The organism is Pseudomonas frederiksbergensis, from assembly GCF_003732705.1.
In the GTDB taxonomy this organism is placed as follows: Bacteria; Pseudomonadota; Gammaproteobacteria; order Pseudomonadales; family Pseudomonadaceae; genus Aquipseudomonas; species Aquipseudomonas frederiksbergensis_F.
In genome coordinates this window covers 117,507-133,990 of sequence record NZ_MOBR01000017.1, presented here as the reverse complement: position 1 = coordinate 133,990, position 16,484 = coordinate 117,507, and the positions used below count along the sequence as shown (strand labels likewise).

Genomic DNA, 16,484 nt, shown 5'->3' with positions numbered 1-16,484 from the left:
CGACATTGGTGGGTGCCAGAGGGTGGAACCAGAAGCATTTTCTCTCACCTGGAAGCGGCCTAGATGCCAAGCCAACAACGGAATCCTGTCGAATCTCACCTCTCGTAACTAGTTGCTAGCACGATCTGCGGAGAGGTGGAAAGCGGAGCAGCCGCTGACTGGCCCGCTGTGTAACATGGGGGAATGCGGCTACATACCCTCTAAACAGCTCGAGCAAGCAGCAGCCTACGATGCCACACATATCGAAACAAGCCGATCAACACGCCTAAGGCTGCACCGCCGATGATGCCTAATCCGATGATCATCGCCTTTTTTGGCTTGATTGGCTGATCAGGTACGTCAATAGTTCCGTCTTGTCGAAAAACAGACACACTGGCCGGATCTATTTGAAGATCCTCAAAAAAGCTTTTTCTGATTTGCAAGGCCCGAAGGTTTTCTATGAACGGATCGTCACTTTTCCTTTCCAGCAGATTTTTTATCTCTGCACTCAACGCCTTGCTACCTCGCATGTACGTCAACTGTCCATCCATAGTTGCCGACACTTCAGCGGCGACGTTGCCGGCAATGATTGGCGGATCTTCAAGACCAATGGATTGAGCAATCCTCAACGCCTCTCCTAAACGACTGATCGAATCGCTACGCACCTTACTCTCGGTTTCGCGCAAAATGCTGATTTGCTGGCCAATATTCCGCGCCCGGACCCCCGCTTCGCGAGTAACGTTTGTGATCATTTCCTTCTCGGCAGCAGCACCCGCTCTTGTCGAAAAAGTTCTTACCCATTCTGTTGCTCGAGCAGGATCTTCGTCTTGAACTGCTACAGAATATCGATCTGGCTGCTCTTTACTGGGCAACCCGATCGTAAGCGTCTTCAAATACTTTTCATACAAAGCATCCTGTGAACCATTTCGGTCAGACTCAGGCAATGAGGGTAAATAAACGTCTAAAAAAAATGTACGACGTAACGACTCACTTTGTAGGTTACGAGTAAAGACTTCGTACACGTCTTTAATTGAATAAGGTACGAGTTCAGCCTCCTTGGTCCGACCATAGTTGAAATCAGCGATGCCATTCAAAGTTGGAGGCTGCAGAAACACACGCGCTTCGTATACCGGCTTACTCAGAAATGCGTAGGTTGCCGCACCCATCACAACGATCAGTGCAAGACTGAGTATCATTACCTTTTGATCCCAAAGGAATTTCACCAATTCGAATAAATCTATCTCTTCCGATCCGCGTACGGTCGATGGGTCATTCGTCATTCTGGCCAGCCTTTTTATTGTGCATTTTTAGAGTTGCGCTTCTCGGACAATTGATGACTCCTTGCGGCAACTTGAATGAACATTGCACTAGTCGCTGATAACTTGACAGCGCCGGCGTCCAGCCTTACCACACTCAATACCTCGGAGACTCAAAGTTCTCAATCAGCTAATTCTAGATGGATTTTTTTTCTTCCGCACAAAAATGAAAGCCAAGAAAGGACCGATCATCATTCCAACCAACAACGCCATTATAAGAGACGCGGCGACCGGTAGCTCCGGTAAAGCCCAACCAAAGAACACCAGTGAGACAGCTTGCTTATTCTCAAGCATGAACACGACTGTCACAAAGACGATTAGCAGCGCACTCACAGCGAAAATTATGCGCTTCATATTACGCATCGAAAAGAACCCATCCGCAGATCACGATTGCAACTCCATATCCTCATCTTCGTTCACCCGATCCCTCAGCTCTTTCCCCGGCTTGAAATGCGGAACAAACTTGCCATCGAGGCTAACCGACTGACCGGTTTTCGGATTACGCCCTACGCGCGGCGCGCGGTAGTGCAGGGAGAAGCTGCCAAACCCGCGGATCTCGATACGATCCCCTGTGGCCAGGCATTGGGACATTTGTTCAAGCATAGTCTTGATGGCCAGCTCCACATCCTTGGATGAGAGCAGCCCTTGATGGGTGACAATTCGTTCGATCAACTCCGACTTCGTCATATTTTTCCCTTCTTTTTCAAGCAGCTAGATCAGCGCTTCAAAGGTTTTAGCATGCCCGGAGGAATTTGAACAGCCCAGGGTTTGACATATCGTTACCAGTACCGAGATGCCCATTTCCAGGACACCGAAACACCATAAGCACCACGCTATCACCTGCAAATGACCAACATGGTGCGCGTCAGGTAGCCTGCGGGGTTAAAGCCAAAAGGGAACTCGTCCTCCTCTTTGGCATCGTCGGATCGAGCAACCACCTTGTAACCGGACGCCTTGCACTCCCTGTCAGCCCGCTTGCGGCATTTCTCCCATCCGGAACCCAACCCCGAGCAATCGATCTCGATTCCACTGACCCCACGCACGACGTGCGTCTTGGCGTTAGTGGCACATCCCGTCAATGTCAGCACCGCTATTGCGACAATGAGCTTGTTCATTCACTTCCTTATGTCGGGCGCTACACCCGACTCTCGTTCGCCTCAGGCGTAAGCCTAGCTGCAAATAAACGATTGATCCGACTAAAGAAAGAGACAGCGCACGGGAGGGATTGGTTCATGAGCTCAAATTCCAGGCACAAAAAAGGGCGACCGAAGTCGCCCTTTTTCTACGGCCTTACAGAACTTAGTTCTGCTTGGCCATTGCTTCACGCAGCAGTGCAGCCATGGTGGTATCACCAGTGGCAGCAGCTTCCGTAGCTGGCTTATCGCGCAGGCTCTGGATAGCTTCTTTCTCGTCTTCAACGTCTTTCGACTTGATCGAGAGCTGGATTACGCGGCTCTTGCGGTCAACGCTGATGATCTTGGCTTCTACTTCTTCGCCTTCTTTCAGAACGTTGCGCGCGTCTTCAACGCGGTCACGGCTGATTTCAGAGGCTTTCAGAGTCGCTTCGATATCGTCGGCCAGAGTGATGATGGCGCCTTTAGCGTCAACTTCTTTCACGATGCCCTTAACGATTGCGCCTTTGTCGTTCTCTTGAACGTACTCGGAGAACGGATCGCTTTCCAGTTGCTTGATACCCAGGGAGATACGCTCACGCTCTGGGTCAACCGACAGGATAACGGTGTCCAGCTCGTCGCCTTTCTTGAAGCGGCGAACGGCTTCTTCGCCCACTTCGTTCCAGGAGATGTCGGACAGGTGAACCAGACCGTCGATGCCGCCGTCCAGACCAATGAAGATACCGAAATCGGTGATCGACTTGATGGTGCCGGAGATTTTATCGCCCTTGTTGAACTGGCCAGAGAAATCTTCCCATGGGTTAGATTTGCACTGCTTGATGCCGAGGGAGATACGACGACGCTCTTCGTCGATGTCCAGAACCATAACTTCCACTTCGTCGCCGACTTGTACGACTTTCGAAGGGTGGATGTTCTTGTTGGTCCAGTCCATTTCGGAAACGTGTACCAGGCCTTCAACGCCTTCTTCCAGCTCAGCGAAGCAGCCGTAGTCGGTCAGGTTGGTTACACGAGCGGTAACGCGAGTGCTTTCTGGGTAACGGGCTTTGATAGCAACCCATGGATCTTCGCCCAGTTGCTTCAGGCCCAGGGAAACACGATTGCGTTCGCGATCGTACTTCAGAACCTTGACATCGATCTCGTCGCCAACGTTGACGATTTCGGAAGGATGCTTGATACGCTTCCAAGCCATGTCGGTAATGTGCAGCAGGCCATCGACGCCACCCAGATCGACGAATGCGCCGTAATCGGTGAGGTTTTTGACGATACCTTTGACTTGTTGGCCTTCCTGCAGGGATTCCAGCAGAGCTTCACGCTCAGCGGAGTTCTCGGCTTCGAGGACGCTACGACGGGAAACGACAACGTTGTTGCGTTTCTGGTCGAGTTTGATGACCTTGAATTCCAGCTCTTTGCCTTCCAGGTGCGTGGTGTCGCGCACTGGACGAACGTCAACCAGAGAACCTGGCAGGAACGCACGGATGCCGTTAACGTCGACAGTGAAGCCGCCTTTAACCTTACCGTTGATAACGCCCTTGACCACTTCTTCGGCTGCGAAGGCTGCTTCCAGAACAATCCAGCATTCAGCGCGCTTGGCTTTTTCACGGGACAGCTTGGTTTCACCAAAGCCGTCTTCAACCGAGTCCAGAGCAACGTGAACTTCGTCACCGACGTTGATAGTCAGTTCGCCAGCATCGTTGTAGAACTGCTCAAGCGGGATGAGTGCTTCAGACTTCAGGCCAGCGTGAACGGTTACCCAGCGAGCTTGGTAATCGATATCAACGATAACACCGGTGATGATGGAGCCTGCCTGAAGGTTCAGGGTTTTTAGGCTTTCTTCAAAGAGTTCCGCAAAGCTTTCGCTCATTTTAATTCCTGTTGAATAAGGGCGAAGGATACGCCCATCTCCACATCCCAGACGACGTGGGTTACGTTCATTAGAAGAAGTAGCGCAAGACTATGACTGGTCCCCTGCGCAGCTTCTTGGTCACCCGGCGATATCGCGAATGGCGATCTCGCTCATGATGCGTTCCAGCACCTGATCGATGGATAACTCCGTGGAATCCAGCTGTATGGCGTCAGCCGCCGGTTTGAGCGGGGCTACCGCTCGCTGGGTGTCACGCTCATCGCGGACACGTATCTCATCTAGCAGACTCGACAGACTAACACCATCGACTTTGCCCTTCAACTGCAAGTATCGACGGCGCGCACGCTCCTCGGCACTGGCAGTGAGGAATATCTTCAGCGGGGCTTCGGGAAATACCACCGTGCCCATGTCGCGGCCATCGGCCACCAGGCCCGGCGGTTCCTGGAACGCCCGCTGGCGTTGCAGCAACGCATCACGCACCGCCGGCAGTGCGGCGACCTGAGAAGCCCACGCACCGACTTGCTCATTACGCAAATCATCAGTGACATCGTCACCTTCGAGAATGATTCGCTGCGGATGACCTTCCGTCGCGCCGACGAACTGCACGTCCAGATGGGCGGCCAACAGTTTCAGCGACTCTTCATTGGTCAGGTCGACACCATGGTTGCGCGCGGCGAACGCCAACAGACGATACAACGCACCGGAATCCAGTAGGCACCAGCCAAGACGCTTGGCCAGGATCCCGGCAATAGTGCCCTTGCCCGAACCGCTGGGTCCGTCGATGGTGATGACCGGTGGCTTGATAATCACGACTGAGCCTCTTGTGCAACACGGATACCGACCTGCGCGCACAGCGCAAGGAAATTCGGGAACGAGGTCGCGACGTTGGCACAGTCATGGATGCGGATCGGTGCTGTGGCACGCAGCGAAGCCACGCTGAAAGCCATGGCAATCCGGTGATCGCCGTGACCGTGCACTTCTCCGCCGCCAATCTGGCCGCCGTCGATGATGATGCCGTCCGGGGTTGGTTCGCATTTGACGCCCAGTGCCAGCAAGCCATCCGCCATGACCTGGATCCGGTCCGACTCCTTGACTCGCAGCTCTTCGGCGCCGCGCAGGATGGTGCGCCCTTCGGCACAGGCCGCTGCCACGAACAACACCGGGAACTCATCGATCGCCAGTGGAACCAGCGCCTCGGGAATCTCGATACCTTTGAGTTTAGCTGCTCGCACGCGCAGGTCAGCCACCGGCTCACCACCGACTTCACGCTGGTTTTCCAGGGTGATGTCCGCGCCCATCAGACGCAGGATGTCGATCACGCCGGTTCGGGTCGGGTTGATGCCGACGTGTTCGAGCACCAGCTCCGAACCTTCGGCGATCGACGCAGCCACCAGGAAGAATGCCGACGACGAGATATCGCCTGGCACTTCGATGTGGGTCGCGGTCAGTTTGTGGCCGGACTCGACTGAAGCCGTAGCGCCGTTAACGGTTACCGGGTAGCCGAAACCACGCAGCATGCGCTCGGTGTGGTCACGGGTCGGCGCCGGCTCGGTGACGGTGGTCTTGCCTTCAGCGTACAGACCGGCCAGCAGCAGGCAGGACTTAACCTGGGCGCTGGCCATCGGCATGGTGTAGGTCAGGCCCTTGAGCTTGTTGCCGCCACGAATGGTCATTGGTGGACGACCTTCTGCGGCGGTTTCGATCACGGCGCCCATTTCACGCAGCGGATTGGCCACGCGATTCATCGGGCGCTTGGACAGCGAGGCATCACCGGTCAAGGTGCTGTCGAAGCTCTGCGCAGCCAACAGGCCGGACAGCAGACGCATCGAAGTGCCGGAGTTGCCCAGATAGATCGGACCTGGCGCCGGCTTCAGGCCATGCAGGCCGACGCCGTGAATGGTCACACGACCGTGGTGCGGACCTTCGATCACGACGCCCATGTCGCGGAAGGCTTGCAAGGTCGCAAGGGCATCTTCGCCCTCAAGGAAACCTTCCACTTCAGTGGTGCCTTCGGCCAGGGAGCCGAGCATGATCGAACGGTGGGAAATCGATTTGTCGCCCGGTACACGAATCCGCCCAGTCAGGCGGCCACCAGGTTGTGCCAGGAAAATCAGGTCGTTGGAGTTCATAGCGTCCACATAAGCCCGGCGGGCCAGGATTTTACTGAAATGTTCGCGGGCAACCCGGGCGCGAGTGAATACGCCCAACAATTGGTGCCCATCCCCTGCATCGACCGCGTCGCGCAAGGCGTCGAGGTCGCTGCGAAATGTATCGAGTGTGCGCAGGACAGCTTCGCGGTTGGCGAGGAAGATGTCGTGCCACATGACCGGGTCGCTCCCGGCGATTCTTGTGAAATCGCGGAAACCGCCCGCAGCGTAACGGAAGATCTCAAGATTTTCATTGCGCTTGGCCAGTGAATCGACCAAACCGAACGCCAGCAAGTGCGGCAAATGGCTGGTTGCCGCCAACACTTCGTCGTGGCGCTCTACCTGCATGTGCTCGACATCGGCGCCCAATTCACGCCACAAACGGTCGACCACGGCCAAGGCTGCCGGATCGGTTTGATCCAGCGGCGTCAAAATCACTTTATGGCGACGGAACAGCTCGGCATTGGAGGCTTCCACCCCGCTCTGCTCGGAACCGGCAATCGGATGCCCCGGCACAAAACGCGCCGGCATGCCGCCGAATGCTTCGGTGGCAGCACGCACCACATTGCCTTTGGCGCTGCCGACGTCGGTCAGGATCGCTTGCCCCAGGTCCATGCCAGCCAAACGGGCCAGCATTTTTTCCATGGCGAGGATCGGCACGGCCAGTTGAATCACGTCAGCGCCCTGGCAAGCAGCCACCAGGTCTTCTTCGCAGCGATCCACCACGCCCAACTCAACCGCCAGCTTGCGCGACTGCGGATCGAGATCAACCCCAACCACTTCGCGGCACAGGCCACTTTCACGCAAACCCTTGGCAAACGAACCACCGATCAACCCCAGACCGACCACCACCAGGCGCCCGATCATAGGTTCAGCAGATTGCAGTGCAGTGACATCAACCACGAGCCAGAACCTTGGTCAGCGCCTCAAGGAAGCGACTGTTTTCAGCCGGCAGACCGATGGTGATGCGCAGGTGGTTCGGCATGCCGTAATTGGCCACCGGACGCACGATCACGCCTTCGCGCAGCAAGCCCTGGAAGACCGGCGCAGCGACCTGGCCCAGATCGACGCAGATGAAGTTGCCCTTGGATGGAATCCAGCTCAGCCCCAGCTCACGGAAACCCGCTTGCAGTTGCAGCATACCGGCTTCGTTCAGGCGACGGCTTTCGGCCAGGTATTCAGCGTCCTGCAGCGCAGCGCACGCCGCGGCCAGAGCCAGGCTGTTGACGTTGAACGGCTGACGCACGCGGTTCAGCACATCCGCAACAACAGCGGTCGACAAACCATAACCGACCCGCAACGCCGCCAGGCCATAGGCCTTGGAGAAGGTGCGCGAGACCAGCAGGTTCGGGTACGCCGCGAGGAAATCCAGACCATCCGGCAAGTCGCTGCCTTCGGCGTATTCGATGTAGGCCTCGTCCAGCACCACTAGCACATGGGCCGGTACGTCCTGCAGGAATTCGTCCAGCGCCTCGGCGCCGAACCAGGTCCCGGTCGGGTTGTTCGGGTTGGCGATGAACACTACGCGAGTATCAGCATCGATCGCCGCCAGCATGGCCGGCAGGTCGTGGCCCCACTCTTTCGCAGGAATAACGCGCGCCTCAGCACCGACGGCCTGGGTCACGATCGGGTAGACCGCGAATGCGTGCTCACTGAACACCGCGTTCAAGCCCGGAGCCAGATACGCGCGGGCAACCAGCTCCAGAATGTCGTTGGAGCCGTTACCCAGGGTCACTTGATTGAGTTCGACGCGGCATTGCTCGGCCAACAGAGTCTTGAGCGCAAAACCGTTGCCGTCCGGATAACGGGTCAGCTCAGCCAATTCTTCGCGAATCGCGGCCAATGCCTTGGGACTGGCGCCCAACGGGTTTTCATTGCTCGCCAGCTTGATGATTTTGGCCGGATCAATGCCCAGCTCGCGCGCCAGTTCGTCCACAGGCTTACCCGGAACGTACGGCGAAAGTTGTTGCACGCCCGGCTGTGCCAGAGCGAGGAAGTCACCACTCATTTGCTACCCCTTAGAGAACTGCTTTCGGGTAGGAACCCAGCACTTTGAGTGCCACTGCTTCCTGACTGATCTTTTCCAGCACACCTTTGATCAATGGATCACGGTGATGGCCGACGAAGTCGATGAAGAACACGTAGGTCCATTTACCACTGCGCGACGGACGGGTCTCGATCCGTGTCAGATCGATGCCGTTGTCGTGGAACGGCACCAGCAACTCGTGCAGCGCGCCAGGCTTGTTGCTCATGGAGACGATGATCGAAGTCTTGTCGTCGCCGGTCGGCGGCACTTCCTGGCTGCCGATCATCAGGAAGCGCGTGGAGTTGTCCGGGCGATCCTCGATTTTCTCAGCCAGACGGGTCAGCCCGTACAAGCCTGCAGCCATATCGCCGGCAATCGCCGCCGAGTTCCATTCACCTTTAACCCGCTTGGCCGCTTCGGCGTTGCTGGACACCGCCACGCGCTCGACATTCGGGTAATGGGCGTCCAGCCACTTGCGGCACTGGGCCAGGGACTGAGCGTGGGAATAGATGCGGCTGATGCTATCGGTCTTGGTATTTTCACCGACCAACAAGTGATGGTGAATCCGCAGCTCGACTTCACCGCAGATGACCATGTCGTGTTCGAGGAAGCTGTCGAGGGTGTGGTTGACCGCGCCCTCGGTGGAGTTTTCCACCGGGACCACGCCAAAATTCACCGCACCGGCCGCCACTTCACGGAACACTTCATCGATCGCCGCCATCGGCTTGCTGATCACCGCGTGGCCGAAATGCTTCATGGCTGCGGCCTGGGTGAAGGTGCCTTCCGGGCCGAGGTAAGCCACTTTCAGCGGCTGCTCGAGGGCCAGACACGAGGACATGATTTCGCGGAACAACCGCGCCATCTCTTCGTTGCCCAGCGGCCCCTGGTTACGCTCCATCACGCGCTTGAGCACCTGAGCTTCGCGCTCAGGACGATAGAACACCGGCACTTCGCCTTCGGCCAGCGAGGCCATCTTTACTCGCGCAACTTCCTGGGCGCAGCGTGCGCGCTCGCTGATCAGCTCCAGGACTTTGGTGTCCAGGGCATCAATGCGAACCCGCAGTGCCTTGAGTTCTTGCTCAGACATTAGCCATGTTCCTTCTCGAACTCTGCCATGTACGAAATCAGTGCGTTGACCGCAACGATGTCGACGGCGTTATAGATGGAGGCGCGCATGCCGCCGACCGAACGGTGACCCTTGAGGTTCAGCAGGCCGCGTTCGTCGGCACCGGCCAGGAACGGCTTGTCCAGGCGATCGTCGGCCAGGCGGAAGGGCACGTTCATCCACGAGCGATCCGACTTGTTGATCGGGTTGCTGTACAGGCCGCTGGCGTCGATGAAATCGTACAGCGTGCGCTGTTTGACTTCATTGAGCTTGCCGATGGCTTCAACACCACCCTGCTCTTTCAGCCACTCGAATACCAGACCCGACAAGTACCAGGCCAGGGTCGGCGGGGTGTTGTACATCGAGCCGTTATCGGCCGCGACCTTGTAGTTGAGCATGGTCGGGCACAGCGAACGGGCGTGACCGAGCAGGTCTTCGCGGACGATGTTCACCACGATGCCGCTCGGGCCGATGTTTTTCTGGGCGCCGGCGTAGATCATGCCGAAACGCGAGACATCTACCGGGCGCGAGAGAATGTCCGAAGACATGTCGGCCACCAGCGGAACGTCGCCGGTTTCCGGGATCCAGTTGAATTCCAGGCCGCCGATGGTTTCGTTCGGCGCGTAGTGAACGTAGGCCGCGTCTTTCGACAGCTTCCATTCGTTCTGGCCGGGAATGGCGAAATAGTCGTAAGGCTTGGCAGTAGCGGCAACGTTGACGCGGCCGTAGCGCGAAGCTTCTTCGATGGCTTTCTGCGACCAGATACCGGTGTCGATATAGTCGGCCGAGCCGCCTTCAGGCAACAGGTTCAGCGGAATCTGGGCAAATTGCTGGCTGGCGCCGCCCTGCAGGAACAGCACTTTATAGTTCGAGGGGATATTCAGCAGATCACGCAGATCCTGCTCGGCCTTGGTGGCAATGGACACGAACTCATCGCTGCGATGACTCATTTCCATGACCGACAGGCCCTTGCCGTGCCAATCGAGGAGTTCACCCTGAGCGCGCTTCAGGACAGCTTCAGGAAGCGCCGCAGGACCGGCACAGAAGTTATAGGCTCTCTTGCTCACATCCAATCTCGCTCTGATTTGGTGGATCGTACAAACATATCAGTTGATCAAATTCGAAATCCTGTAGGAGCTGTCGAGTGAAACGAGGCTGCGATCTTTTCCTGGATCCTACAAAGCAAGATCAAAAGATCGCAGCCTCGTTTCACTCGACAGCTCCTACATTCCCTATTCAAACAGGCGAAACAAGAAGGGGGCGAATTCTCATCCGCCCCCCTGCTTGTCCGCTTATTCCTGCGGTTCTTCGTCGGCTGCAGCGTCGAGTTGCTGGTCTTCGGCAACGTTGTCGATCACGACTTCACCGTCGAACACTGCACCTTCTTCACCCTCTTCGCCTTCGAGCTCTTCACCCTCGACTTCCGACGGCTCCTGCACCCGCTCCAGACCAACCAGCGTTTCGTCGCTGGCAAGTTTGATGAGGGTCACGCCCTGGGTGTTCCGACCCAGGCTGGAGACTTCGTCGACGCGGGTACGAACCAGCGTGCCCTGGTCGGAGATCAGCATGATCTCTTCGCCGTCGAGCACCTGAACTGCACCGACCAGACGGCCGTTACGGTCGTTGCTGACCATGGCAATAACGCCCTGACCGCCACGCTTGTACTCAGGGAACTCGGTGATCGCCGTGCGCTTGCCGTATCCACGGGCCGAAGCCGTGAGGATCTGGCTGCCTTCTTCCGGGATCAGCATGGAAATCAGCTTCTGCCCTTCCGGCAGTCGCATGCCGCGCACACCGCGAGCGGTACGGCCCATGGCGCGAACGTCGGTTTCCTTGAAGCGAGTCACCTTGCCACCGTCGGAGAACAGCATGACTTCGCGGCTGCCATCGGTAATGGAAGCAGAAATCAGCACATCGCCTTCATCCAGCTCCAGCGCGATCAAACCGACGCTGCGTTGGCGGCTGAAGGATTCCAGCGGGGTCTTCTTCACGGTGCCTTTGGCGGTCGCCATGAAGATGAAGTGACCTTCGGTGTATTCGTCGACCGGCAGCATGGTGGTGATGTATTCATCACTGTCCAGCGGCAGCAGGTTGACCAGCGGACGACCACGGGCAGCGCGGGAGGCTTCCGGAATTTCGTAGGTTTTGAGCCAGTACACTTTGCCTTTGCTGGAGAACAGCAGCAGCGTGGTGTGACTGTTGGCGACCAGCAGGTGAGCGATGTAGTCCTCATCCTTGACGCCGGTAGCCGACTTGCCTTTACCGCCACGACGCTGGGCCTGGTACGCAGCCAATGGCTGGGTCTTGGCGTAGCCACCGTGGGAGATGGTCACGACGCGCTCTTCTTCCGGGATCATGTCACCCAGGGTCAGGTCGAGACGGGCATCGAGAATTTCGGTGCGGCGCACGTCGCCGTATTCGGCGCGGATCACTTCCAGCTCTTCGCGGATCACTTCCATCAGGCGCGTGGCGCTGCTGAGGATGCGGATCAGTTCGCCGATCTGGTTGAGGATCTCTTGATACTCGGCCAGCAGCTTCTCGTGTTCCAGACCGGTCAAACGGTGCAGACGCAGCTCCAGAATGGCTTGCGCCTGTTCTGGCGAGAGGAAGTACTTGCCTTCACGCAGGCCGTATTGCGGGTCCAGGGTCTCTGGACGGCAAGAATCGGCACCGGCGCGCTCAACCATTGCGACCACGGCGGAAGATTCCCACGCGGTCTTGATCAGCGCTTCCTTGGCTTCCGACGGCGTCGGCGAGGCCTTGATCAGGGCGATGACCGGGTCGATGTTCGACAGGGCAACCGCTTGACCTTCCAGAATGTGGCCACGTTCGCGGGCTTTACGCAGCTCGAACACGGTACGACGGGTCACGACTTCGCGACGGTGACGCACGAAGGCTTCCAGCAGGTCCTTGAGGTTCAGGATCCGCGGACGGCCATCGATCAGCGCGACGATGTTGATACCGAACACCGCTTGCAACTGAGTCTGGGCGTAGAGGTTGTTGAGGATCACCTCAGGCACTTCGCCACGACGCAGTTCAATCACGACGCGCATACCGTCCTTGTCGGACTCGTCGCGCAGTTCGGTGATGCCTTCCAGCTTCTTCTCTTTAACCAGCTCGGCGATCTTCTCGATCAGACGGGCCTTGTTCAGCTGGTAAGGGAGTTCAGTGATGACGATCTGCTGGCGGCCACCGACCTTGTCGATGTCTTCGATCATCGAGCGGGCGCGCATGTAAATGCGGCCGCGACCGGTGCGGTAGGCTTCGATGATGCCGGCGCGACCGTTGATGATCGCGGCGGTCGGGAAGTCCGGACCCGGGATGTATTGCATCAGCTCATCGATGGTCAACTCGGGGTTGTCGATGAGGGCCAGGCAACCGTCGATGACTTCACCGAGGTTGTGCGGCGGGATGTTGGTCGCCATGCCCACGGCGATACCGCTGGAGCCGTTGACCAGCAGGTTGGGAATACGGGTCGGCATGACCGCCGGGATCATTTCGGTGCCGTCGTAGTTCGGCACCCAGTCCACGGTTTCTTTGTGCAGGTCAGCCAGCAGCTCGTGCGCCAGCTTGGTCATGCGCACTTCGGTGTATCGCATGGCGGCGGCGTTGTCGCCGTCCACGGAACCGAAGTTGCCTTGACCGTCTACCAGCAGGTAGCGCAAGGAGAATGGCTGCGCCATCCGAACGATGGTGTCGTACACCGCGGTATCACCGTGCGGGTGATACTTACCGATCACGTCACCGACAACACGGGCAGATTTCTTGTACGGCTTGTTGAAGTCGTTGCCCAGCTCGCTCATCGCGAACAGCACACGCCGGTGCACGGGCTTCAAGCCATCGCGCGCATCCGGCAGTGCCCGCCCGACAATTACGCTCATCGCGTAGTCGAGGTAGGACTGCTTCAGCTCGTCTTCGATATTGACCGGGAGGATTTCTTTGGCCAGTTCGCCCATGAGAAGCCTGATTCCTTTTTCTGGTGAAACTTCGTCACATCCATATGGGACGAACGAAGCTCGCCGACGCAGGCTGAGTGCCATGCACCGACTTACGACAAATCAACGAGTTATGCCATGGATCTGCGCAGTAAAGACAACCCCGTGGGACTGCCTCGGAAAACGCCGGATGTTATCACAAGAGCCGCCACGCACCTATCCCCCTGATGCGCATGGAGCATAGTTAGTTGACCGGTGACAGGCTTAACGGGGACGAGAGAGGCTTAGAGCCGGCACAACCCTCTATTCGCTAGCAGAATATGGGGCAGTAGGGAGGAGAGATCGAGTCATCGTTCTTCGCGGGCAAGCCTCGCTCCTACAGGAATGTGGAATCTGTAGGAGCGAGGCTTGCCCGCGAAGGCGTTTTAACTGACAACAAATACCGTCAATGCAGACGCTTACGACACATCAACTGCGCCATTTTCGCGGTATCCGGCCGCTCGACGATGCCCTTCTCGGTAACGATCGCATCAATCAGATCCGCAGGCGTCACGTCGAACACCGGATTGAAGGCATCCACATCCGCCCCGACCCGTTTGCCACCGACGTCCAGCAATTCGCTGCCGTCGCGCTCTTCGATAGGAATGTCGTCGCCACTGGCCAGGTTCATGTCGATGGTCGAACTCGGCGCCACCACCATGAAACGCACGCCGTGGTGCATGGCGCTCACCGCCAGTTGATAAGTACCAATCTTGTTGGCCACGTCGCCATTGGCGGTGATCCGGTCGGCGCCGACGATCACCCAGGTAATGCCTTTGGTCTTCATGATGTGCGCGGCGGCGGAATCGGCGTTGAGGGTCACCGGAATGCCCTCATTGGCCAGCTCCCACGCGGTCAATCGCGAGCCCTGCAGCCACGGACGGGTTTCGTCGGCATAGACACGCTCAACCATGCCCTCAATGAACGCGCCGCGAATCACCCCCAGTGCCGTACCGAAGCCGCCAGTGGCCAGGGCGCCGGTGTTGCAATGGGTCAGGATGGCCTGGGCGTTGCCTTGATGCTTGCGGATCAGGTCCACGCCCAACTGAGCCATGGTCAGGTTGGCTTCGCGGTCGCTTTGGTGGATGGCGATGGCTTCTGCCTCCAGCGCCGCCAGCGGGTCTGCATCACCCTTGAGACGATCCAGGCGATCGCGCATGCGATTCAAGGCCCAGAACAGATTCACCGCGGTGGGACGGGAATCGGCCAGCAGCGCGTAATCTTCTTCCCACGACGCCTGCCAGTCATCGCCCTCGGCAATTCGGGCGCGGGCTGACAGCACCATGGCATACGCGGCACTGATGCCAATCGCCGGAGCACCGCGCACCACCATCGAACGAATGGCCTCGGCCACACCCGCGGCGCTGGTGTAGGCGATCCAGGTTTCCTCGAACGGCAAAATACGCTGATCCAGCAGGTACAGGGCGCCATCACGCCAATCGATGGCCTTAACTTTCTCTGCAGCCAATAGTCGATCGCGCATCCTTCACCCCGCACTCATGAACAAAAGCCGCCGATTATAGCGATCCCCCCGCGAAGACGCTCGGGTATACTTCGCCATCCTTTACAAAAGCACTGGAACCGACCCTCGATGCCGAAACCTGCCGTTGCGCTCGACTTATTATTGCTGCCGACCTGGCTGGTACCCGTCGAACCCGCTGGCGTGGTCCTCAAAGAACACGGCCTGGGCATCCGCGACGGTCGCATCGTGTTTATCGGCCCGCGTGCCGAAGCGCTGAAGTGTAACGCGACCGAAGTCCGCGAGCTCCCGGATGTTCTGCTCAGCCCCGGCCTGGTCAACGCCCACGGTCATGCGGCGATGACGCTGTTCCGCGGCCTGGCCGATGATCTGCCATTGATGACCTGGCTGGAAAACCACATCTGGCCGGCCGAGGCCAAGTGGGTCGATGAAGAGTTTGTGCGCGATGGCACCGACCTGGCGATTGCCGAACAGCTGAAAGGCGGCATCACCTGCTTCTCTGACATGTATTTCTTCCCGAAGGTTGCCAGCGAACGCGTGCATAACAGCGGCATTCGCGCGCAAATCGCTATTCCGATCCTCGATTTTCCGATTCCGGGTGCCGCCACGGCGGATGAAGCCATTCGTCAGGGCGTCGAATTGTTCGGCGATCTCAAGCACCACGAGCGCATCAAAGTCACCTTCGGCCCCCACGCGCCCTACACCGTGGGCGACGAAAACCTGGAGAAGATCCGGGTGATTGCCGAAGAACTGGACGCCGCAATCCACATGCATGTCCACGAAACCGCTTTCGAAGTCCAGCAATCGCTGGAACAGCGCGGCGAACGCCCGCTGGCCCGCCTCGGGCGCCTGGGCTTGCTCGGGCCGCGCTTCCAGGCGGTTCACATGACCCAGATCAGCGATGAAGACCTGGCCTTGCTGGTAGAAAGCAACACCAATGTGATTCATTGCCCGGAATCGAACCTGAAACTGGCCAGCGGTTTCTGCCCGGTGGAACGCTTGTGGCAGGCCGGGGTTAACGTCGCCGTCGGCACCGATGGCGCGGCCAGCAATAATGACCTGGACCTGCTCGGCGAAACCCGCACCGCCGCGTTGCTGGCCAAGGCTGTCGCCGGTTCGGCCACGGCGCTGGACGCCCATCGCGCCTTGCGCATGGCCACCCTCAACGGCGCACGCGCGCTGGGCATCGAAACTGAAGTCGGCTCGCTGGAAATCGGCAAGGCTGCGGACATCGTCGCTTTCGACCTGTCCGGCCTGGCCCAGCAACCGGTCTACGACCCGGTTTCGCAACTTATCTACGCCACCGGCCGCGACTGCGTGAAACACGTTTGGGTCGCCGGTAAGCAATTGCTCGATGACAAGCGCCTGACGCGCCTGGATGAAGCACAACTGTGCGCCACGGCCAAGGCCTGGGGCCAACGCATCAGCGGACACACCGAATCGTAAGCACCTCGGGCGCAAAC

Annotated in this window: 12 protein-coding genes; 1 reads left to right on the top strand and 11 read right to left on the bottom strand. The window is 58.2% G+C overall.

Features of this window, described 5'->3' with window-relative positions; translation table 11 throughout:
• Positions 1-200: 200 nt before the first annotated feature.
• From BK667_RS19000 to mtnA, 11 genes are all read right to left on the bottom strand, one after another.
• A complete protein-coding gene (locus tag BK667_RS19000) occupies positions 201-1,259 on the bottom strand; it encodes an LPS O-antigen chain length determinant protein WzzB (protein ID WP_123598546.1) in 1,059 nt (352 codons plus the stop codon).
• Positions 1,260-1,679: 420 nt separating this feature from the next.
• Entirely contained in the window at positions 1,680-1,982 is a 303-nt protein-coding gene (gene ihfB / locus BK667_RS18990) for an integration host factor subunit beta (RefSeq protein ID WP_123598544.1), read from the bottom strand.
• Positions 1,983-2,131: 149 nt separating this feature from the next.
• Positions 2,132-2,410, bottom strand: coding sequence for a hypothetical protein (locus tag BK667_RS18985; protein WP_123510143.1), 279 nt, complete (start codon positions 2,408-2,410; stop codon positions 2,132-2,134).
• Between the two features lie 184 nt (positions 2,411-2,594).
• Positions 2,595-4,289 (bottom strand): 30S ribosomal protein S1, encoded by a 1,695-nt coding sequence (gene rpsA, locus BK667_RS18980; RefSeq protein WP_054051916.1) that lies wholly within the window; start codon positions 4,287-4,289, stop codon positions 2,595-2,597.
• A 120-nt stretch (positions 4,290-4,409) separates the two neighbouring features.
• Positions 4,410-5,099 (bottom strand): (d)CMP kinase, encoded by a 690-nt coding sequence (cmk, locus tag BK667_RS18975; RefSeq protein WP_123510141.1) that lies wholly within the window; start codon positions 5,097-5,099, stop codon positions 4,410-4,412.
• The gene (locus BK667_RS18970) at positions 5,096-7,303 is read right to left on the bottom strand and encodes a bifunctional prephenate dehydrogenase/3-phosphoshikimate 1-carboxyvinyltransferase (protein ID WP_259698129.1); all 2,208 of its coding nucleotides are present in this window, start codon (positions 7,301-7,303) and stop codon (positions 5,096-5,098) included. The genes cmk and BK667_RS18970 overlap by 4 nt, the downstream gene beginning before the upstream one ends.
• A gap of 28 nt (positions 7,304-7,331) precedes the next feature.
• Positions 7,332-8,444 (bottom strand): histidinol-phosphate transaminase, encoded by a 1,113-nt coding sequence (hisC, locus tag BK667_RS18965; RefSeq protein ID WP_123598542.1) that lies wholly within the window; start codon positions 8,442-8,444, stop codon positions 7,332-7,334.
• A 10-nt stretch (positions 8,445-8,454) separates the two neighbouring features.
• On the bottom strand, positions 8,455-9,549 hold the full coding sequence (pheA, locus tag BK667_RS18960) for a prephenate dehydratase (RefSeq protein ID WP_028620536.1): 1,095 nt from the start codon (positions 9,547-9,549) through the stop codon (positions 8,455-8,457).
• Positions 9,549-10,634, bottom strand: a complete 1,086-nt coding sequence (gene serC / locus BK667_RS18955) for a 3-phosphoserine/phosphohydroxythreonine transaminase (RefSeq protein ID WP_123598541.1) — start codon at positions 10,632-10,634, stop codon at positions 9,549-9,551. The genes pheA and serC overlap by 1 nt, the downstream gene beginning before the upstream one ends.
• A 225-nt stretch (positions 10,635-10,859) precedes the next feature.
• Complete coding sequence (gene gyrA, locus BK667_RS18950) at positions 10,860-13,523, bottom strand: DNA gyrase subunit A (protein WP_123598540.1); 2,664 nt, start codon at positions 13,521-13,523, stop codon at positions 10,860-10,862.
• A gap of 424 nt (positions 13,524-13,947) precedes the next feature.
• On the bottom strand, positions 13,948-15,024 hold the full coding sequence (mtnA, locus tag BK667_RS18945) for an S-methyl-5-thioribose-1-phosphate isomerase (protein WP_123510131.1): 1,077 nt from the start codon (positions 15,022-15,024) through the stop codon (positions 13,948-13,950).
• 108 nt (positions 15,025-15,132) lie between these two features.
• Between mtnA and BK667_RS18940 the strand changes: the two genes are divergently transcribed.
• A complete protein-coding gene (locus BK667_RS18940) occupies positions 15,133-16,467 on the top strand; it encodes a TRZ/ATZ family hydrolase (RefSeq protein WP_123510129.1) in 1,335 nt (444 codons plus the stop codon).
• The last annotated feature ends 17 nt before the right edge of the window (positions 16,468-16,484 follow it).